The 22,169-nt window shown below is 50.7% G+C and carries 16 protein-coding genes; 12 read left to right on the top strand and 4 right to left on the bottom strand.

From position 1 onward, the window contains the following. Positions 1–17 precede the first annotated feature (17 nt). From DNK57_RS07905 to DNK57_RS07950, 10 genes are all read left to right on the top strand, one after another. Positions 18–1,769 carry a histidine kinase dimerization/phosphoacceptor domain -containing protein gene (locus DNK57_RS07905; protein ID WP_192962429.1) on the top strand — a complete coding sequence of 584 codons (1,752 nt, stop codon included), beginning with the start codon at positions 18–20 and terminating at the stop codon, positions 1,767–1,769. 173 nt (positions 1,770–1,942) lie between these two features. Continuing rightward, complete coding sequence (locus DNK57_RS07910) at positions 1,943–2,776, top strand: methanogen output domain 1-containing protein (RefSeq protein WP_192962430.1); 834 nt, start codon at positions 1,943–1,945, stop codon at positions 2,774–2,776. Positions 2,777–2,850: 74 nt separating this feature from the next. Next, positions 2,851–3,939 (top strand): DUF763 domain-containing protein, encoded by a 1,089-nt coding sequence (locus tag DNK57_RS07915; RefSeq protein WP_192962608.1) that lies wholly within the window; start codon positions 2,851–2,853, stop codon positions 3,937–3,939. Positions 3,940–4,125: 186 nt separating this feature from the next. Continuing rightward, positions 4,126–5,220, top strand: a complete 1,095-nt coding sequence (locus DNK57_RS07920) for a glycosyltransferase family 4 protein (RefSeq protein ID WP_192962431.1) — start codon at positions 4,126–4,128, stop codon at positions 5,218–5,220. Between the two features lie 140 nt (positions 5,221–5,360). Next, complete coding sequence (locus DNK57_RS07925; RefSeq protein WP_192962432.1) at positions 5,361–7,136, top strand: magnesium chelatase subunit D family protein; 1,776 nt, start codon at positions 5,361–5,363, stop codon at positions 7,134–7,136. A 49-nt stretch (positions 7,137–7,185) separates the two neighbouring features. Beyond that, a complete protein-coding gene (locus DNK57_RS07930) occupies positions 7,186–7,737 on the top strand; it encodes a hypothetical protein (RefSeq protein ID WP_192962433.1) in 552 nt (183 codons plus the stop codon). A 20-nt stretch (positions 7,738–7,757) separates the two neighbouring features. Beyond that, on the top strand, positions 7,758–8,495 hold the full coding sequence (locus DNK57_RS07935) for an energy-coupling factor transporter transmembrane component T family protein (protein WP_192962434.1): 738 nt from the start codon (positions 7,758–7,760) through the stop codon (positions 8,493–8,495). After that, positions 8,496–9,938 carry an ABC transporter ATP-binding protein gene (locus DNK57_RS07940; RefSeq protein ID WP_192962435.1) on the top strand — a complete coding sequence of 481 codons (1,443 nt, stop codon included), beginning with the start codon at positions 8,496–8,498 and terminating at the stop codon, positions 9,936–9,938. Between the two features lie 97 nt (positions 9,939–10,035). Beyond that, positions 10,036–13,590, top strand: coding sequence for a cobaltochelatase subunit CobN (locus tag DNK57_RS07945; RefSeq protein ID WP_192962436.1), 3,555 nt, complete (start codon positions 10,036–10,038; stop codon positions 13,588–13,590). A 243-nt stretch (positions 13,591–13,833) separates the two neighbouring features. Further along, positions 13,834–17,424, top strand: a complete 3,591-nt coding sequence (locus DNK57_RS07950) for a PAS domain S-box protein (RefSeq protein WP_192962437.1) — start codon at positions 13,834–13,836, stop codon at positions 17,422–17,424. Between the two features lies 1 nt (position 17,425). On the opposite strand, the gene DNK57_RS07955 is transcribed toward DNK57_RS07950, so the two are convergent. Then, positions 17,426–18,667 carry a putative PEP-binding protein gene (locus DNK57_RS07955; protein ID WP_192962438.1) on the bottom strand — a complete coding sequence of 414 codons (1,242 nt, stop codon included), beginning with the start codon at positions 18,665–18,667 and terminating at the stop codon, positions 17,426–17,428. Between the two features lie 484 nt (positions 18,668–19,151). Between DNK57_RS07955 and DNK57_RS07960 the strand changes: the two genes are divergently transcribed. Further along, entirely contained in the window at positions 19,152–19,775 is a 624-nt protein-coding gene (locus DNK57_RS07960) for a hypothetical protein (RefSeq protein ID WP_192962439.1), read from the top strand. A gap of 92 nt (positions 19,776–19,867) precedes the next feature. Next, on the top strand, positions 19,868–20,146 hold the full coding sequence (locus DNK57_RS07965; protein ID WP_226891215.1) for a hypothetical protein: 279 nt from the start codon (positions 19,868–19,870) through the stop codon (positions 20,144–20,146). Positions 20,147–20,267: 121 nt separating this feature from the next. Here DNK57_RS07965 and hepT read toward each other — a convergent pair whose 3' ends face one another. From hepT to DNK57_RS07980, 3 genes are all read right to left on the bottom strand, one after another. Beyond that, positions 20,268–20,705, bottom strand: coding sequence for a type VII toxin-antitoxin system HepT family RNase toxin (gene hepT, locus DNK57_RS07970; RefSeq protein ID WP_192962441.1), 438 nt, complete (start codon positions 20,703–20,705; stop codon positions 20,268–20,270). Next, entirely contained in the window at positions 20,698–21,111 is a 414-nt protein-coding gene (gene mntA / locus DNK57_RS07975; RefSeq protein ID WP_226891216.1) for a type VII toxin-antitoxin system MntA family adenylyltransferase antitoxin, read from the bottom strand. The genes hepT and mntA overlap by 8 nt, the downstream gene beginning before the upstream one ends. Positions 21,112–21,302: 191 nt before the next feature. Next, positions 21,303–22,115 carry a DUF368 domain-containing protein gene (locus DNK57_RS07980; protein ID WP_192962443.1) on the bottom strand — a complete coding sequence of 271 codons (813 nt, stop codon included), beginning with the start codon at positions 22,113–22,115 and terminating at the stop codon, positions 21,303–21,305. Between the last annotated feature and the right edge of the window lie 54 nt (positions 22,116–22,169).

A 22,169-nucleotide genomic window follows, 5' to 3' on the forward strand; every position in this document is an offset into this window, starting at 1 on the left:
AAGGAAGAGGAAACGGAATGTCAGAGAAATTGAAGGTACTTATACTCGAGGACGTCCCACTTGACGCTGAACTCATCATAAGGGAACTGCAGAGGGATGGTATAGAGTTCGAGCACCTCACAGTTGACAGTGAGGACTCATTCAGGAGGGCCCTAAAGGAATTCGGCCCCGACATAATACTCGCAGACCACGCCCTCCCAAGCTTCGATGGAGTATCAGCCCTGAGAATTGTGAGGGAGAACCATGACATACCCTTCATATTTGTCAGCGGAAAGATCGGGGAGGAATTCGCCGTTGAGATGCTCAAGGAGGGGGCCACCGACTACGTACTGAAGAATAACCTCTCAAAACTTCCTCTTGCCTTCAGAAGGGCACTTCAGGAGGCTGAGGAGGAGAGGAAGATCAAAAAGGCCAGGAAGGCCCTTGAAGAGAGTGAGAGGAAATACAGGGCACTCTTTGAGAAGTCAGGCAATCCGATATTCATATGTTCAACTGATGGCACCATAATGGACGTTAACCCTGCAGCAGCAGGCTTCCTGAAGTCCTTCAGGGAGGAACTTATAGGGAGAAACATCAGTGAGTGGATCCATGGGGAGGACCTGGAAAGGGTACTCCTGGATGGAGAGGGTGGCCATCTGAAGTTCAAGGTTGGCCTCAGGGGCCGCACCCTGGACACATCTGTAACAGCAGTTGAACTGGACCATGAGAAGCTCATATACATCATGGGTAAGGATGTGACTGCCCAGAAGCGCATTGAGAAGGAACTCAAATCCAGCAAGGAGGAATACAGGGTAATCTTTGAGAATACAGGGACACTCACTGTCATCTGCGGCAATGACATGGTAATTGAACTTGCAAACTCTGCCTTTGAGGAGTTCTCAGGTTACAGTAAGGGGGAGATCCAGGGCTACATGAAGTTCACAGACTTCGTTGACCCATCCGATGTAGACCGCATAGGGGCATATTACAGGCTCAAGAGCATAAACCCGGATGCCATCCCCCACCACTTCGAGGTTGCCCTCAGGAACAGGGAGGGCGAGGAGAGAAACTTCTTCGCAACCTCTGTCGTGATCCCGGGGAGTGAGCGGTGCCTCATATCCCTCATGGATATAACCCACAGGAAATCCGTTGAGAAACGCCTCAGAAGGTCCCTCAGGGAGAAGGAACTCCTCCTGAGGGAGGTGCACCACAGGGTCAAGAACAACCTCCAGATAATATCAACCCTCCTCATGCTCCAGGCATCCACCACCGGTGACCCGAGGTTAAGGGAACTCTACAGGGACAGCCAGCACAGGATAGATGCCATATCCCTGATACATGAGAAGCTCTACGAGTCAAGGGACCTCTCAAGGGTTAACCTGAGGGACTACCTCAAGACGCTCCTCGCTGACCTACTGGACTCCTATGGAGCAGGCAGTAATGGGGTTGACGTGAAGGTTAAGGTGGATGATGTGAAGCTCAACATTGAAACAGCCATCCCGTGTGGCCTGATAATCAATGAACTGGTGTCCAATTCCCTCAAGTATGCCTTCCCTGATGGTTCAGGTGAGATCACCGTTGAGATCCACAGTACCGGTGAGGGATATGAGATGACTGTTTCGGATAATGGGGTCGGCCTCCCGGAGGACCTTGACCTTGATGGTGGTAGCACACTGGGACTCAGGATCGTCCGGAACCTTGTGGAGCAGATAGATGGGGAACTCAGAATAGAGAGGCCCTCAAGGTTCACAATAAAGTTTGCGGAGGTTGAGTACAGTAGGAGGTTTTAGTTCTGGGGTTACTGGCTTTGAGGTTGAGTAGAGTGGGGATGTTTTAGTTCCTGGGTTCCTGGAGTCCTGTTCGCAGTTACAGGCTTCACATTAAAACTTAATTCCACGTGAAGCTAAGCAGGGATCTGAGGCCTTCAAATCCCGGGAATCATCTGTCAAAGGAGGGTTATTAATTGGCAAGAATTCTGGTTGTTGAGGATGAGGCCATAGTTGCCATGGGTATAAAGCATAAACTCGAAACGATGGGTCACAGGGTCGTGGACACGGTTTCAACAGGGAAGGATGCTATAAGAGTGGTGCGTGAGGAGAAACCGGACCTCGTCCTCATGGACATCGTCCTGAAGGGTGAAATGGATGGTATAGAGGCTGCAAGGAGGATCAGGGACCAGTTCGACATCCCCATAATCTACCTGACAGCCTACGCTGATGAGGAGATGCTGACACGTGCAAAGGTCACGGAGCCCTACGGTTACATAGTGAAGCCCTTCAAGTCATCTGAACTTAACGCCAACATTGAGATGGCCATCTACAGGCACAGATCGGCGCTGAGGGAAAGGGAGCTCATGAAGAAGCAGATAATCTCAGACTTCTATAACTTCATACTCAACGCCATGCCCTCAACTGAAGCCGATGAGGACGCCATCAGGGAACTCCTATCAGCCATCTTCAGGGACAGGATCACACATGAACTCGCCCCAAGATTCGAGGCCCACATGGAGGAGTACCCTGGCGATGACCTCCTCGAGGCCTACCTTGCCTGGGTCGCAGACATATTCGAAAACTTCACTGTGAGGGTGGGCTTCCTGGAGGACGATGAGAACGTCTATGTTGAATTTGAGAACTGCCCCTGGCTTGAAGACGCCAGGAAAAACCCGGGCTTCTGCCTGAACTGTGAAGCCATCCTGAAGTTAAGTTTTGAATGGAGCGGCCTCCCCGGCGAATTCAGGCCCCTTGAACATATTGCAAGGGGGGACGAGAGGTGCCTCTTCAGGTTTGGTGTGAAGTGATCCCAGGGTTATGGGCTGTTAGCCTCTTCTGGAACTGATTCTGCTGGAATCATGATGGATGCATGGATGATAAAATGAGGAGAACCGGTATTGCAAACCTGCCACTTCATGGGGGCCACCCACCGGCCTGGCTCATGAGGAGGATGATTGAACTCTCAGGGGCCATTGCAGAGGTTATAATTGAGGAGTACGGGACCTCAGAGTTCATATCAAGGATGTCTGACCCCTTCTGGTTCCAGGCCTTTTCATGTGTAATAGGCTTTGACTGGCACTCATCCGGGACAACCACCACGACCTGCGGGGCCCTTAAGTCTGCCCTTGACCCCGAGGTCCACGGGATAATGGTTGCAGGCGGGAAGGGAAGGGCCTCCAGCAGGACCCCATCCGAGCTCCAGGATGCAGGAGAACTCTTCGACCTCGACGGGGCAGGACTGGTGTATGCAAGCAGGATATCCGCCAGGGTTGATGGGAACTGCATCCAGGACGGCTTCAACCTCTACCAGCACACATTCCTGGTTGACTCAGACGGTGAATGGGCAGTTATCCAGCAGGGCCTTGACCCCCAGGGGGGCTACGCCAGGAGGTACCACTGGCTCGGCTCAGGGGTTGAGGACTACATGGAGTCACCCCACAGCGGCATATCATCCGAAAGGATCCTCAGTGAGGTCCTTGACATGACATCACCCATCAGCCGCCGGGCCCGTGAGGTGAGCGTTGAACTGGTCTGTGATGGTCCATCCCACATCCGTGGTTATCTGACGGGGCAGAGGACGCTCTTTGACTTCAACGTCCTGGACATGCCAGCCCACCATGAGGTTCTCCCCGTGGACCTCACAGAGAGGGACATGGCCGTCCTGGAGAGGGCCTATGAGATCCAGCCAGGGGACTATGAGGAACTTGTAATGCTGTCAGGGTTCGGGGCCAAGAAGGTCAGGGCCCTTGCCCTTATCGCTGACTTTGTCCATGGTGAGAGGGCAAGCTGGAGGGACCCCGTCAAGTACAGCTACGCCCACGGCGGGAAGGATGGCTACCCCTACCCTGTGGACAGGGAGACCTATGACTCCACAGTTGAATACCTCAGGTCCGCCCTTGAGGATGCTAAAATCGAGAGAAAGGAACGTTTAAGGGCTTTAGAGTCTCTTCAGAGGTTTTTAAGGAATTAAATTCATATTTCATCTATGGCTTTAGAGTCTCTTCAGAGGTTTTTAAGGAATTAAATTCATATTTCATCTATATTTAAGATCATTCTCTTCTGCCTCGGCGGAAGGTTTAACCTGTATCTGAATCATATTGAACACTGGATTCTGAAGATCCATGGATTATCAGCTTCATGACTAAAAAGAGGTGTTATGTTGGTTCAGGGAGTTCTTGTGATATCAAACATGTATCCCAGCAAAAAAGGTAAATCCTTTGGCAGTTTCGTTAAGGTCCACGTAGATGCATTCAGACGGCATACAGACATAGAACAGTTTTTAGTTGCAAACACTGATCAGAGAAAGGGTCTCCCAAGGCTCATCAAAAAGTACGGGGACCTGCTTCTGAGGTCCATCTGGTATTCCATACGTAAACCCTTCGATGTGATCCACGCCCACTACCTGCTCCCCACAGGCCTCATAGGCCTTCTTTGTCACTGGATAAGCGGCAAACCCCTCATAGTGACGGTCCACGGCTCTGATGTAAATAAACTTGCAAGGAAGAATTCACTTCTCTTTAAAATCTCAGGCTACGTCCTCAGAAGGGCCTCGGCAGTCATCACTGTCAGCAGGGACCTCAGGGATAAGGTCGTGGAGGAATTTGGGGTTGATGGGGAGAGGGTGCACATCATCAACATGGGTGTTGATACAGACATCTTCAGGCCACTTGATAGGGATAAATGTCGTGAAAGGCTTGGATTACCATTAAACAGAAGGGTGATCCTCTTTGTTGGAAATATCATACCCTCTAAGGGCGTACATTACCTCATTGAATCCCTCAGGGAAGTGGAGGTTGGTGGTGTTAAATGTATAATCCTCGGGGCCCACGTTGATGAGGAGTATCTTAAAACCCTCAGGGGCATGGCCGAATCCATTAATGCTGATGTTGAATTCTTTGAACCGGTACCCTACAGTGAGGTGGCCATCTGGATGAACGCTGCAGACGTCTTTGTTCTGCCATCCCTTGAGGAGGGCTTTGGGCTTGTTGCACTTGAGGCCCTCGCCTGTGGGACCCCTGTCATTGCAACTGCCACAGGTGGCATCAGGGAATTTGTGATTGACTCTGAGACAGGTTATACTGTCTCCCCTGGTGATTCCAGTGCCATTGCTGATAGGATAAACAGTGTACTTGACCCGGCGAACAGTTCTAAGGTTGATTCCATGAGGAAAAAGGGCATACGGATTGCTAGATCCTTCAGTACCCTTAAACAGATAGAAAGGATACTTGAAATATACAGGAAGGTCGCGTGAAAACTGAAGTTGATTTAAGCTTCCAGATATGAACCATCATAATTATTACTTTTAACCCCAACCAACCCATATAAGTAATACTATTTTATTTTTAGAAATTATTAAATAACAGTGAGAACAATCACCGAACAGGTGATAACTTGGATAACCACTTCTTCCCATTCACAGCCATCATTGGACAGGAACTCCTCAGGAAGGCACTCATCCTGAACGCCATAAACCCGGCAATAGGGGGGGTGCTCATCAGGGGCGATAAGGGGACAGGTAAATCCACTGCGGTGAGGTCACTGAGGGATGTACTCCCTGATAGGAAAATGGTGGAGGGCTGCAGATTCGGATGCGACCCTGACGGAGCAGAGCTCTGCGTGGAGTGCCGCAGGAAACTCGAAAAAGACGGGGCACTGCCATCAAGACATGCCAGGATGGAGATTGTGGACCTCCCTGTATCCGCAACTGAGGACATGGTCGTTGGTTCACTGGACATAAAAAGGGCCCTCAGGGAGGGGATAAAGGCCCTTGAACCGGGCATACTCGCAAGGGCCAACGGTAACATCCTCTACATCGATGAGGTCAACCTCCTCGATGACCACATAGTTAATGTCCTCCTTGATGCAGCAGCCATGGGCGTGAATATCATTGAAAGGGAGGGCATATCCATCCAGCACCCATCAAGGTTCATACTTGCAGGCACCATGAACCCTGAGGAGGGTGACCTCAGACCCCAGATCCTTGACAGATTTGGCCTCAGTGTTGATGTGGAGGCCATAAGGGATCCTGATGAGAGAATAGAGGTCATAAAACGCGCAATGGAGTTCCAGGAGGATCCCAGGGCTTTCCACTCAAGGTTCAGGAGGAAACAGGATGAGCTCAGGGAGAGGATCATCAGGGCAAGGGACCTCCTTGAGAGGGTTGAGCTGGATGATGACCTGCTTGGTCTCATAGTCGAGATAGCAGCAGCCCTCGGGATCAGGACCCACAGGGCAGACATCATAACTGCAAGGACTGCCAGGACACTGGCGGCATTCAATGGCCGAATGAGCGTCAGCAGGGATGATGTGACGGAGGCCGCCCTCCTTGCCATGAAGCACAGACTCAGACAGCTACCATTCCAGAGGCAACAGGAACTCAGCCAGGAGATCATAGAGGACATCATGAATGGCGAATTCGAGGATGAATCAGAGATTGACAGGGAACGAAGGCTTAGGCGTGACCTGAAGATTCCGGATATCAGGGCATCCCTCCAGGGCCAGAGCAGTTCAACGGTAACCGGGAGGAGGGGGAAGTACATCCGCGCCCGTGAGAACCCTGAACCCTCCAGCGTGGCCGTTGATGCAACCATCAGGAAGGCTGCTTCCACCGGAACAGGGACCATAGAACCCGAACACCTCATGGAGAAGGTCAGGGTCGGGAAATCTAGGGCACTCTACATAATCGTCCTTGACACCTCATCATCAATGAGACTTGAGAGGAAGATAAAATTTGCAAAGACGGTCTCATGGCTGCTCCTGAAGGACTCCTATGAAAAGAGGAACAGGATAGCCCTCATAGCCTTCAGGGGATATGAGGCAACCCTGGTGGTTGAGCCCACATCGAATCTTGAGACCGTTGAGGAGGCCCTTGAGGGTCTCAGGTCAGGCGGGAGGACGCCCCTGACACCGGCACTCAAACTGGCAGCTGAGGTTGCATCATCAACTACTGAGGAGGCATCCACAGCCGTTGTAATATCAGACGGTCGCTGCAACGTCTTCATCAACTCCAACCTTGAGGAGGACATGACGATGCTTGAAACTGAACTGAAGAACCTGAACCTTTTATTTGTTAATGCAGAACCCGAGAAGAGGAGCCTGGGGATACTTGAGGACATGGCGTCACGCTTTGGCTCTGAAATCTTCTACCTTGATGATATACTCATCTAGGACATCATGAGGTTCATGAAAAACCATGACCCACATGGAGGTGTGATTGTTGTTTAGATTCAGAGATTTCACAACAGCTGATCTGGCCTTCACAGGCCTCATAATAGCCCTCATGTACATCGTTCAGACGGTGACCATCCTTGGTGTTGCAGCCATAACCCCGGTTGATGCATTCAAGTCAGTTGCATCAGCCTTCTTTGTCTGTATCGTCATAAGCGTCGGCCTTGCAAAGGTGGGGAAGATAGGCACATTCACCATGATAGGCCTTGTTAACGGTATAATCTGCGGACTCATAATGCCAGCATTCCTGCCCCTCCTACCCGCGACCTTCCTGGGAGGCCTTGCAGCGGATCTTGCCGTTGGCGTGGCATATGGCGTCTACTCTTCAAGGAATTCCCTTCTCCTGGGCTGCGGTGTTGATAAGTTCATCGAGACCCTCGTCATCCTCACGGTGCCCTTCCTCTTTGGGTTCTCCAGCTTCATGCTGGCACCGGCACTGATAATAATATCTGCCATAACAGTCTCCGTCCTTGGAATGCTGGGTGCCCTTGTGGGTTATGGTATCATAAATGAGCTCAGAAGGGCCGGCGCCCTGGATTAATGTCTCATGGAGGTCTTTCATTGGACCTTAAGGCCGTGTTCTCACCATTCACATCAACCCCGGAGGGGTTCCTTGTGGAGGTAAACCCCCTCTCAAAGCTCACTGTGGTGGTATCTGCCACGCTCCTGTCTGCATTCCTATCAGACCTGACCCCCCTGATAATCATGGGAGTCATTTTCACTGCACTGATAGCCCATTCAGGGTCCCTGAGGTTTGCAGCCCCGTTCCTCTCATTCATCATCCTTTTCTGGCTGGTTTCCATTGCCATCATCATGGTGCTGTCAGGTGCCCCCCACACCATTGGATTTCTGAGCCTCTTCTTCGCCCGTTTCTTCATAATATCAGCGGCCGGACTATCCTTTGCCTTCACGACCGATCCTCAGAAGCTTGCAGAGTCCCTCAGGTCAGTCAGAATCCCCGGGGAGATAGTTTTCACACTCACAGTCGCCCTCAGATACATACCGGCCCTTGCAGTGGAGGCCTCCTCTATATGGGACTCCCTCAAACTCAGGACCAGTCTTTCAGGATCTTCCATCATCAGAAGGCCTTCCCTCCTCTACAGGGGACTCATAATACCCCTGATAATAAGGACTGTGAAGATTTCAGATGAGGTGGCCATCGCTGCAGAGACCAGGGGCTTTAACCCTCGCGAAGGTCCCGGGGGGATTCTAATGTTCAGCGGGAGGGATCTCACCTTCTTAGCATTCTTCACTGTTATCTTCGCATCCCTCGCGATAATGGATGGGGCGGTGGTCTGATTGGACGCCATCCTCCTTGATGATGTGAGCTACAGGTACCCCAATCAGGACCGGCTGGCCCTCCGGGATGTCAGCTTAAGGGTTAAAAGAGGTGAATCTGTCTTCATCACAGGAAGAAGTGGGAGTGGAAAATCAACCCTTGCAAGGGCAGTAACTGCGGTGATACCCTCCATGATGGGAGGGGAGATTGATGGAACAGTAAGGGTGATGGGCAGGGATACCGGCTCCCTCACCCCAGGGGACCTTGCAGCGGATGTTGGATACGTCTTCCAGAATCCAGAGTCCCAGTTCTTCACATTGAATGTTAATTCAGAGGTATCCCTGGGGCCAGATGCCCTCCAGCTGGATAAACGCGAGGAACGCGTGGAGGATGCGCTCCGGAGGGTTGGTATGGAGCATAGGAGGTATGAAAGCGTTTTCAACCTCTCAGAGGGTGAGAAGCAGAGGGTTGCAATAGCATCACAGCTCTCCATGTCCCCTGAAATCCTCCTCATGGATGAGCCCACATCCAACCTGGATCAGGGATCCACCGATGACCTTTTCAGCATCCTCAAAAATCTCAGGGATAAAACACTGATCCTGATTGACCACAGAACCTACAGGGTCCCCGATATCTTTGACAGGGTGGTGGTGATGGATGGGGGTGAAATAGTCGAGGAGACAGACTCTGATGACCTCCTGGACCCTGATTTCAGGAAAAAATATGGTCTGAGGTCTCCATCTCCAGGTTTCAATCAGAGGTCCTGTGGAGGGCGCGGTCTGAGGCCCTCCTCTCAGGTTTCCACCCATACTGAAACGAAACAGGACCCGGTACTGAGGGTAATGAACATCTCCCACACTCAGGGAGACTTCAGAATCGATGGTGTTAACCTGGATCTCTGGAGGGGTGAGGTCCTTGGATTGACAGGCCCGAATGGTTCTGGAAAGACGACCCTTGCAAGGTTGATCGCTGGCCTAATAAAGCCGGAGACGGGTGAGATCAGGGTTGAGGGCACCGCCGGTCTTGTGATGCAGGACCCGGACCATCAGCTGTTCATGGATACTGTGAAGAGGGAGATAACCTTCGGTCTGGATGATTACTCTTATGGGGATGTTGAGGAACTCCTTGAGACCATGAAGCTCCATAGGCTGGTGGAGAGACACCCCCATTCACTCAGCGGCGGTGAAAAGCAGAGAACACTCATATCCGTTTATCTCTTCAGAAAACCTGATGTTCTGATAATGGATGAGCCAACGACTGGTATGGACCTTGATAACATGAAAAGACTTGCAGGATGGATAGATAAGCTTAAGGGGATGGGGGTGGCTGTGATGGTCATCTCCCATGACATGGAGTTCCTTCAGATGGTTGCAGACCGGACGATCATGATGGATAATGGCGCCCTGGTCCTCCAGGACCATGAAGTAGCGGGCACTGATTCAGTATCAGGATGTTTGAGGTGACTGATAATGAAACTGGTATTCACTGTGGTGTTGGGTGGTGGTTACTGATGAAGAGGATACTTGTTGTTGCCGCTGTGGTGTTGGGTGGTGGTTACTGATGAAGAGGATACTTGCTGTTACAACCATGAACAACACGGCCTCACTGAAGGAGGCTCTGACACGGATAAGGGAGGAACATGGGGACATTGTAAGCATAAAGAAGGTCTATCTTGAGAAATATGAGGACCCGCGTGTTCCCCTGGATGAGGTGGCCGAATACGTCGATGAATCCGACATAATACTCGTGGATATAAGGGGCAACGAGAGGATAGGGAGGGAACTTCCAGGCATCCTCAGGGGCAGGGATAAGATCGTCATATCCCTGGTGTGGGGGAGCAACCACATACTCTCCCTGACATCCATGGGCAAACTTCATCTGGGCGAACTCACTGCAAGGGCGCCCTCAAGGATAGATTCACTTGTAAGAAACAGGGACATCGATGCCATAATCGAACTGCACGGTTCAGATGAGATCAGGGATGACCTTGAGAGATGGTTCCAGGCCATGGACTACTATGGGGCCGGCGACCCCGAGAACCTCATGAACCTCATACTCTTCCTCCTGGACAGCTACACAGACCTGGAGGTCCCCTTCAGTGACCCGGTGGAGATGCCACCCTACGGACTCTACCTCCCCTTCAGGGGCTTCTACAGGGACCTCGAGTCCTACAGGAGGGCCTCAAACTTCGACCCGGAGCTTCCAACAGTCGGCATGCTCTTCTACTCAGGGATGCACTTCGATGATACGAGGCCCCTGGTGGAGGAACTCTACAGTCGCCTCCATGGAAGGGCTAACTGTACCGTGGTCTTCTCAGACGTTGAAAACAACCTGAAGGCCATCGAGGAGTACCTGGGGGACATGGACCTCTTTGTCAACATGCAGTACTTCCAGCTGAACCGGGGACCCCTCGGCGGTGACCCTGAGGCCACCAGGAAGCTCCTCAGGAGGATAGGCGCCCCATACCTCATCTGTCTGAGGGGCTATGAAACGGACCTCGACGAATGGGAGGCAGGTGGTGACGGCCTCAACCCCATGGAGATAGTTCTTGGCATAACACTCCCTGAACTTGACGGAGGATTTGAACCGGTATTCACGGCGGGCATGAGGACCATGGATGACCCTGAACTCGGGGAGGTCAGGGTTGTTGACGTGGTACCCGAGCGCATGGACAGATTCGCTGCAAGGATACTCAACTGGCTGAAGCTCAAGAAAATGGAGAACCATGAGAAGAGGATAGGGATAATACTCTACGATTACCCGCCAGGGGAGGCTAACCTTGGAAGTGCAGGCTACCTCGACGTTTTTGAAAGCCTGGAGGTCTTCCTTGGAAGGCTGAAGGAGAGGGGCTACAGTGTCAGGATGCCAGATGAACCCATCAAGGATATTCTCATGAGGGAGGGACTCATCAACAGTCCAAATTACCATGAATACGGCGGCCACAGGATCCCCCTCAGTGATTACCTGGAATTTTTCAGTCGTCTGCTAGAGAGGATCCAGGAAGATGTGGTTGCAGGGTGGGGTGAACCACCCGGGGAGCTGATGGTTGATGGTGATGATATCATAGTCCCTGTGACTGAACTGGGCTCGGTTTACATCTGCATACAGCCATCCCGTGGCATCATGGAGGCCGGCGGCTACCACAGCAGGGATACTCCACCCCACCACCAGTACCTGGCATTCTACGCATACCTGAACTCACTGGGACTCGATGCCATCATCCACTTCGGAATGCATGGGACCCTGGAGTTCCTCCCTGGAAGGGAGACGGCCCTTGGGGGTGATTGTTACCCTGATCTCCTCCTGGGGGAGCTCCCAAACATATACCTCTACTGGGCGGGTAACACCTCAGAGTCAACCATAGCAAGAAGAAGGACCTACGCCCTCCCGGTGGCACATGCATCACCACCCGTGAGGCACTCTGACCTCTACGGTGACTACCAGGTACTGGAGGAACTCATAGACCAGTGGCATGGTGACCCTGATGAGGGACTGAGGGATGAGATAATGGAGAGGGCCTCCCAGCTTAACCTGAGGGGGGATATCCCTGAGATTGAGGCCGAACTCTTCAGGATGAAAAGGCGCCTGATACCAAGGGGCCTCCACATAATGGACTCGGAGTGGAGCCATGATGACATGGTCAGCTACCTCCTCGGCGTCCTAAGGTTTGACAGGGAATACCCATCAATCCATTCAATGGTTGCAGAGAAACTTGGACTGGACTACAGGGATTCAAGGGATACATCCACTGGATGGGAGATTGAGAGCCGTGCAGCTGAGGTCCTGAGGAGGATAATCACGGGCGAACCCGTAGACCTCCCGGTGGACTACGTTGAATGGGTCCATAGGCTATCTGAACGTTGCGACTTCAGGGGTGAAAGCAGGGGCCTCCTCGAGGCACTTGAGGGAAGGTATCTGAACCCCTCCAGGGGTGGGGACCCTGTCAGGGACCCTGAGGTGTACCCCACCGGCTACTCGATGCACGCCTTTGACCCCATGAAGATACCCTCACCCCTGGCTGAATCAAGGGGAAGGACTGCAGCCAGGATGCTCCTGGAGGACTACCTTGAGGAGAATGGAAGGTACCCTGAGACCGTTGCAGTGGTTCTATGGGGATTCGAAACCCTTAAGACGGGTGGAGATACGATCTCAATGATCCTGGAGCTCCTGGGGGTGCGCATAGACCGCAAGTACGGGCCATGGGCGAAGAACATAGATGTCATACCCATCCAGGAGCTTGGAAGACCCAGGGTTGACGTCCTGGTTAACATATGTGGCATATTCAGGGACACCCTCGGATCCCAGATTGAGATACTCAACAGGGCATTCAAGACCGTCGCAGCTCTTGATGAGGACCCAGGGGATAACTACATCATCAAGCACAACCTCGAGGATGGGGGGGCGAAGCTTCCCCCAAGAATATTCGGGCCTGGACCATCAGAGTATGCAAGCACACTCCCTGACATCATAGGAGGCAGTGCATGGGATCATGAGGATGAACTGGCAGCTGCCTACATTGAGGAGATGTGCCACGCCTATCTCCCTGATGGTGTGAGAGAATCCCCTGATGAATTCAGGAGGAACCTCCAGCGGGTCGACCTCGTTGCCCAGGAGAGGGATAACGTTGAGTATGAGGTGACAGACCTTGATCACTACTACGAGTTCATGGGGGGCCTCACCTCCTCGGTGCAGAGCCTGGGCGGGTCCTGCAGTATCCGGGTCGTGGATTCAACTGAGGATGAAATCTACGTTGAGGGCCTCGATGAGGTTATAGGTAGGGCTGCGAGGTGCAGAATCCTCAACCCGGCATGGCTGGATGGAATGCTTGCCCATGACCACCATGGTGCCAAGAACATCAAGGACCGGGTGGAGCACCTCCTGGGGTTCTCAGCCACCACGGGTGCTGTGGATAACTGGGTCTATGATGATGTTGCAGAGACCCTCATCCTTGATGATGAGATGAGGAGGAGGATCTCAGAGAACAACCCCTATGCGGCTCTGAGGATGGGCGAGATACTCCTTGAGACGGCTGAGAGGGGCTACTGGGATGCCCCCGATGAGACCCTTAACAGGATAAGGGAGGTCCTCCTTGGCCTTGAATATGAGCTTGAGTAGCTTCATGGCCATCAGAGCAGAAGGAACTGACGCATTCCCTGGATATGGGCTCCGGGAGGGCCCTGTCACTGGATGTGAAGTTTCCACCCCATGGAGATGATGGTTTTGTAGCTGAAGATGAACCCTGAAGGGGCACAGAACAGGGCATCAGTGCACATATAATCAACCCAAAGGGTTCACAATTCATATTTAACTTCCTTCAATAAAAAATTTAATATAATATGAAGAATTAATATAACATCCATGCCATCTGCCCTTGTTGTTGAGGACGAGGCTGTAACCTCACTTGAACTTGTAAGTCTCCTGGAATCCTGGGGATATGAGGCAGTCAGTGTTAAAACAGGGGAGGATGCCATTGAAACCGCGATCCGGATGAAACCGGACGTCATCCTCATGGACATAGTCCTTCCATCAGATATTGATGGTGTCACAGCAGCAGGGGCCATAAAGGAGAGGATGGACGTACCACTGATTTTCATCACAGCCTACTCCAGCCGGGATATCTTTGAGAGGGCTGCGAAGGTTGAACCTGAGGCCTACCTCCTAAAGCCCTTCAACTCCAGGGAACTCGGATACGCCATGGAACTCGCCATCTACAAGAACAGGATGCAGAGCCTACTCTCCCATACCAGCAGGAGGTACCAGGAGATACTGGACACAACATCTGAGGGTGTATGTGTCTTCGGTGCTGATGGAACCATACAGTACTGCAATGATAGGATGGCGGATTTCCTATCCATGCGAAGGGATGAAATAACCGGGAGGAAGATATTTGATTTTATAGACCCCCATGACAGGGATACCATGGAGCAGATCCTTGAATCATGCAGGAGGGGTTTAGCGGGTGAACATGAGCTCCGCTTCAGGACGGATGAGGGGACGAGGTGGATGATACTCTCAGGCCACCCCCTCATTGAATCCTCCGGCTTCAGGGGAGGATTCTGCATGTTCAGGGACATAACACCCCAGAAGATGCTTGAGAGGAGGCTCCGGAGGAACAACAGGTGCCTTAAACTCCTTAGCAGAATCAACCGCGAAGCCGCCATCTCAACCCGGCCCCTGAACCTGATGGAGAGGGTTTCCAGCATCCTCAGGGAGGCAGGATACTCCCATGCATCCTTCAAGAGAGATGACGGAACTGTTATTGCAGGGGATGCCGGGAAAACAGAGTCACCACCCCGGCCAGGCATCAAAAAAGGGGAAGATGCCTCAACCGCGGTAATTGAACTTGAAGATTGCAGGACACCCCGCTACCTTGTGGTCTCAGCCCCCAGGGAGATTGATGATGAGGAACTCGGCTTCCTGAGGGAGATTGCATCCAGCACAGTAGGGGCCCTCAGGAGGATGGACTCAGAGAGGCGGATGGATGATATTTCCTCAAGGTACCGGGAACTCTTTGAGAATGCCGGTGATGCGATATTCCTCATGAAGGATTCCAGGATAATCGAATGCAACACCAGGACCCTTGAACTCTTCAATGGAGATGAGGAGGACATAGTGGGCAGGAAACCATGGGAGCTCTCACCTGAGCACCAGCCCAGGGGCAAATCCCCAGAGATGGCCCGTAGACTTATTGATAGGGCCATGGCTGGTGAAAAATGTGAATTCACCTGGATCCACAGAAAGATAACCGGTGAGACATTCCCGGCAAGGGTCACCCTCAACAGGTCAGGCGACATCCTAATGGCCACCGTGAAGGATATGACAGAACTCTACAGGGCCCACAGGAGGTTAAAGGCGGAGCACAGGAAATTCAGGGATCTCCTGGAGTCCATACCCGACCCGACATTCGCCCTTGATACAAGGGGGAGGGTGATAGCCTGGAACCGTGAGATGGAGAGACTCACCGGTGTGAAGAAGGAGGAGATCCTTGGAAGGGATGAGCAGGCCTATGCAATCCCATTCTATGGCAGGAGAACACCTGGCCTCCTTGAATTCATACTGAACCCCAGTGAGGCTCCCCCAAGGTACCGTAACATCAGGAGGGATGGTGATGCAATCTACGCGGAGGTCCATGTTGAGCACATGGGCAGGCACTTCCAGCTCAAGGCATCACCCATCTATGACGTGGATGATAGAACCGTGGGGGCCATAGAGATACTGAGGGACGTTACAGATTACATTGAAACCAAGGAGAAACTCAGAATATCAAAGAACCGCTACAAGGCAATATTTGAGAACAGGGCCACCCCGACGGCGATTACAGACACTGACTGGAATATCACCGGGACAAACAGGGTATTCAGGGAACTCTTCGGTGTTGATGATGGCTTCAATTTAAGGGACCTGGTGGACCGGGATGACCTTCAGAAACTTGAAGAACTCCAGGACTCAAGGAGGGTACTGGTGAGGATGAGGGGTGTGAGGGGAAAGCTCCATGTGATGGTCCACAGGGGTGATCTTCCAGATTCAGGGCAGATAGTCCTGAGCTTCAACGACATAACAAAACTCAAGGAGTCCCAGAGGAAACTGAGGGATGAACTTCGCGTTAGGAGGGTCCTGACTGAGATCTACCCGCATGCGGTCTCAGCAGACGTTCTGGAGGAATTTACAGAGTACATACTAAGCGCTGCATGTGAACTCACAGGTGCAGATGGGGGGATCATAAGGCTCAGGAATGGGGATACAGTAACCATCTCAGAAAATTTAGAGTCCATCGAAGAACTCCCAGAACACGATGGACTCTCAGATGATGGTAAAATGATCCACATAACCTCATCATCTGCAGATATGAGCTCAGAGTTCATACTCACAGGTAAATTCAGCAAAGCTGATCTGAGGGCTTTAAGACACATCTCACAGTACTATATGCTTGCTGTGAAGCAGATAAACTACAGGAACAGGATGAAGGAGCACCGCAACCACCTGAGGCTCATAAACATCATACTCAAGTCGACTGATACAGACGACCCTGAGGCATTCCTTGAGGGAGTCCTTGATGCTGTAAGCAGGTGCCCTGAATTCAATGGAGCATCAGCATACCTTGAGCCAGATTTAAAGATTGATAGGGGATTGAGGGCCCCTGACAGCATTCCGGAAACAGAGGGTATCAGCGTGGATGGAGAAATCATTGAGATACCCCTCAGAGCAAATGAAATAAGGGGTGTCTTGCGGCTCAGGGCAGCAGAGAGGGGTGTCACAGAAAAAACCGAGTTTCTTGAGATACTCAGGAGAGAAATATCCGATGGAATGCAGAGGATAACCATGCACAATCAGCTCAGGGAATCCCTCAATGAGAAGGAGGTCCTTCTGAGGGAGGTGCACCACCGGGTCAAGAACAACCTCCAGATAGTGGTAAGTCTACTTTCACTCCAGACAGCCTACACAGACAACCAGGAGACCCTGGATGTCCTCAGGGATAGCCAGTTGAGGGTCCGCGCCATGGCGGTTGCCCATGAGAAGATATACAGGTCAAGCAGTCTGTCCATGATAAACATCGGGGAATACCTCAGGGCGATCGCAGAGGAGATGATCACCCTCCAGTCCGGTGGGGGTCTCCTGGTGGATCTTAATGTCCAGTACGACGATATAATGGCCGGGATGGACAGGTGCATCCCCCTGGGCCTTGTGACCAATGAGATCATCTCTAATTCAATTAAGCACGCCTTCACCGGGGATCGGGGCAGGATAAGGATATCACTCAAAAGGGAGGATGATCGGGGCGTCCTTGAAATATCAGATAACGGAAGGGGGCTCCCTGAGGACTTCAACATTGATGAACTATCATCACTGGGAATGCAGCTCGTATCTAACCTTGTGATGCAGATTGGGGGTGAACTGGAATACGGGAACAGGGAGGGCGCCTTCTTCAGGATTACCTTCCCCCTTGAATGAACTATTCAACCCTTCCAGCGCCCCTGAGCATCAGGGATCTTTCTATCCTGGCTATGAAGTACTTCATCCTCAGGATCTTATCCGGGCTTGTGGATACCCCGTCAACACCCATCTCAACAAGTCTCCTGACGAGCATGTAACTGGTTGCAGCGTATCCAGCGGCGTAGACATCCACACCAGCCCCATGACAGGCGGCTATAACATTCTTCACAAGTCCAAGCACTGCAGGGTGTGAGAGGTTAAAGAGGCCGGCCACGCGGGTGCTTCTGCGGTCAGCTGCAAGGCTGCACATTGTGAGGTCACTCAGTCCGAGGGATATGAAATCAGCGCCGGCCTCCAGGAGTTCATCTATCTGGAGGGCCACCGATGGTGTCTCCACTGATGCCCCGACCATTATATCCCTATGGGGTGTGACCCCTGACTCCTCCAGGAGTTTAACTGCACTCACGTACTCCTCCACGTCCCTGAGAAAGGGGAACTTAAGCTGGAGGTTACTGTAACCCGAGTCCAGGAGGTTCCCGAGGGCCTCGAATTCGGCCATCAGTACCTCAGACTCCTTCAGGTCCCTTGTTATGGCCCGTATCCCGAGGAAGGGGTTCCTCTCACGGGCTTCGAAGGAGCCCCTGAGATGTGTGAGTTCATCCGCGGGGATATCGAAGGTCCTGAAGATGACGGGTTTAGGGTAGAAGGCTTCCAGCACCTCCCTGAGTCCCATCTCAAGGACCCCCGCCAGTTTTCCCTCTTTCAGGAGGAGGTGGGGGTGTTTCCCTGTCTCTATGACCATATTCTCTATCCTCACCGAGCCCACACCATCTGCGAATTCAGCCACCCTCGGTGCCAGCCAGGGAAAGTTTAGGTTTACCATGACATCCGTGGCTGTCTCATGGAAACCGGGGGTATCATCAGCCTCCACCCAGTCCATTACTCCACGGTAGATCCCCCCTGTCTTTCCATCAACGGTTACTATCATACCGTCACGGAGGACCTCGGTGGCAACCTCTGTTCCAAGTACACAGGGTATTCCAAGCTCCCGGAGGGTTATGGCCGCGTGACTTGTGAGGCCGCCGTAGTTTGCTATGACAGCGCCTGCCCTCCGGATCTCTGGTAGCATGTCCCTGGATATCTTCCTGAAGACCGCCACCTCACCCCATTCAAGGTTCCTGGCATCCTCCAGCTTCCTTATCAGGCGGACCCTTCCACTGCTCCTGCCTGCACCCGCACCAATACCCCTCAGAATCTGCATGTATACATATCTGTCCTATCACAGTAAAATAATATCTTCAGTATGGGTGAGCCCACCCCATTTTTTATCGGTTCACCTGGTTAATTAAAAAGTTGATAATATCTGCAGCTGCTGATGACGAGGGTCTGAGGTCATGGAATACCTCTTTAACTGGGTGCACCATTTAAATGTTTCGGTCCCTTTTACTTCATCTACCGCCTTTTTTATTGTTTTGATGGTTTCTGGAAGTTTATTTGTTGTTTATGGGTACTCAGGAGTGTTTTCCCGGGTTTTTGGAGTATTTTGTGCCTTTGTTTCATTTTTTATCTGTTCTCCTTCTCACGTTACTTTTTATTATATAGTGAGGAAACAAAACTTTTCGAGGTGATTGGAATGGTTGTGTACATTGTGACAAGGCATGATGGTACGGTTCACTGGATTAAGTCTATGCTAGCTGATGATGTGCTCGTCTTACCTCATTTAGAAAGACTGTGTGGTGAAGTACATGGAAATAAATGACTATGAAATTCTGGAGTCTGAACCTGAGAGGTCCCATGGTGGACAGGATCTGGCTGACGGTATCTACAGGGTCTCTGATCTTGGTGAGGAAGAGACTGATATGCTGGTTGAATTTGTTGATAAACCAGAATATCATTACCTCTTTGATAGTGAGGCCATCAATGAGGCCTGGGCAAGATTTGCAGAGGACTTCTATGATACAAACAGGGAGCTGCTCTGTGATACCGTGATAGGGTACCTCATTGATGGGGCCCCTGAATTCATAGGGGGCTATTTCAAGAGACTTTACAGGGATAACCAGAAATACATTAAATCCAGATTCGGGTACGATGAAGACCTCATTGCCCTTATTGATTTCAACCCTGAGGACCTGAATGTTAATTTTGATCTGCCTGAGGAACTGGATCTGCACAGCTTCAGGGTATCCTTCAGTACCCGAATATTATGCCCTGCTGAAGAGTACATCACTGATCTGATGGTTGAGGTTTCTGATTATCTTGATTCATCCTGGAAGATCTACATCTTCGAGATACGGGGCGGAGAACTTGTTAAGGTATACCTGAATAGGGAGTTTTTCCATGGGGACGTGGATAGTGATCTAATAATATGAATGCATGCCATTGGCTGCAATGGGCTCATAGCGGGCCCTGATGGTTATCTGATAATTTATTTTAATGGATATGATGATTTTGAGGTGAAAATATGATGGACCTATCAGAGCGCAGCATATTAGAGAAACTGGATGAAATAAAGAACCCCTTAGACATGAACAGGAGAATAAGAAAGATCTGCAGCACAGATGTGGGACGGGAAGAGGCACTCAGAATGTCTTATTTCTTTGATTGTGTTGATCGTGAGGTCAAGGTGGATATCCTGAAGTACACCTTTGATTTCCTCTGCCGGCTGGCACCCGATGAGACAGCCTCATATTACATATCAAAGGCAAGAGATCACATGTTTGAAATTTACCAGATAGAATGATTCTCTGGCGCGGAAAAAACGCAGATAAATGGAGGTGTTACAGAATAAGAAGTGGTTGCCAGTATATTCCGGATCTCTAACTTCTATATATTAGATCATCATGATCTGGTTGAAAAGCCTCTCATTCAGATTTTCTGGAGGATATGGCTTCAAGGAAACTTAAAATATACTCTGAATAGAGGTCGAAGTCTTCAAGGCGGTTTGCAAGGACCTCTGCAATTATGGCAGGGTCAACATCTGTATACATGTGGACAAGAATGTTTCTCAGACCAGCAGCTTCAGAGAATCGCTCTGCAAATTCATGCGGAAGTATTCTGTGCTTTTCAAGGATCTCAATGATGTCTCTGTAGGTCTCGGGCTTTTCAAGATCCTCCATTGAGATAATAATCTCCCCAGTATCCAGAGCAGATTCAATGGCGAGCTGGAGGTTTCTTTCAATTGCAGATCTCAGGAGGTAGTCCTCTGAAAGTTCTTTTTCTGATGCCCTGTGCTCTTTAAGGAACTCAACATAGGAGTTCATGATCTTTATTCTATTAGCGACCCTCTCAATATCATTCATGGCTGTCATCTCTCCTTTCAATGTACCTGGATACCCATCTCCTGTCATAGTATCTTCTATCCAGGTACCTTGAGAGTATGTAGTGTTCAAAGTCAACCTTCACGGACTTATTTTCAATTAAAGGCTTTCTAGACTTTATTATTTCATAATTAAGATTTACAGGAGCATCATTCATTATTACAAGGTCAATCCTGTCAGATTTGAGTAGAGATGTAAGTTCTGATATTAATTCAAGTTTCACTTCGGACCTTTCAACCCTATCCAGATCATCATCAAGGAGTACTCCGATGTCAATGTCACTTAGAGGTCCTCCACTTTCAGATGCCATCGAACCGAACAGGTAAGCCATCTTAACCTGAGCCTTATCTTTAAAGTAGCGCCTCAGCATCTCCATGACATCTTTCATATGATTCCATATAAGGCCGATGCCATATACAATTTTCGTCGTGAGCACCTAGATAGGACTCTGCACATGTAATCGGATGGAATGGCTTTTAATTAGATGATATGGCTCTTTTCTCTATTTAAGAGGGTTTTCGTGGAGGAATGTAAACCTCTATCTGCATTCAGTTACCAAAAAAAGTAGAACTGGAGGATTCAGTAGTCAATGTAGTCGAAGCGGCTCTCAAGTATCATGACCAGCGCAAAGCCAGTGATGGCTATTACAGCCGATATTATGATGGATGAGGTATCAACAATTGATATCTTGTTGTAGGGCAGCCTGAGGGTGCCTATCATGAGACCCACAAGGAATGACATGGTGACGGCCTCATGGTTCCTGAGGAGGTAGTCCAGGACCCTGGAGAAGCTCATTATACCGAGGGCTGCACCTGCAATGAAGGTCACAATTTCAACTATGGCCAGCCTGTTAAGAACCCCGAGCATGTACTCGTACTGGTTCAGTAGAAGGAGAAGGAAGGCACCGGATATACCTGGCAGTATCATGGCGCATATCGCCACAAATCCTGATATGAATACAACCGGGAGTGTATGGTTTGCCTGTATGGGGTTAAGGCCAACAAAGATGTAGGCGAATATCAGACCCGCTGCACCGGATGCAATGTTCTTAACTGAAAACCCGTCGATCTTCTGGTAGACTACGTATGCTGATGCCAGTATGAGGCCTGAGAAGAAGGCGTAGGTGTAGGCTACGTAGGTTGTTATGAAGAACAGTATGACCTTGGACAGTGTCAGTATGGCGAATGCTATACCTGTGAGGAGAGGTATGAAGAGTTCAAAGTCAACCTCCTCCCTTATGGATTTCCTTGTAGCTGCCAGGTCACCCTTAAGGAGGGGCCTTATGAATCCGAACTTTATGCTGCTTATGGCATGCACCAGCCTCTCATATATGCCTGTTATAAGTGCTATGGTTCCTCCTGAGATTCCGGGCATCACGTCTGCGCTTCCCATGAAAAGTCCGCGAAGAATATTGCCAGAAAACCCTTAAATTTCTCATAGTAATCC

It is taken from the genome of Methanothermobacter thermautotrophicus (genome assembly GCF_014889545.1).
Taxonomy (GTDB): Archaea; Methanobacteriota; Methanobacteria; order Methanobacteriales; family Methanothermobacteraceae; genus Methanothermobacter; species Methanothermobacter thermautotrophicus_A.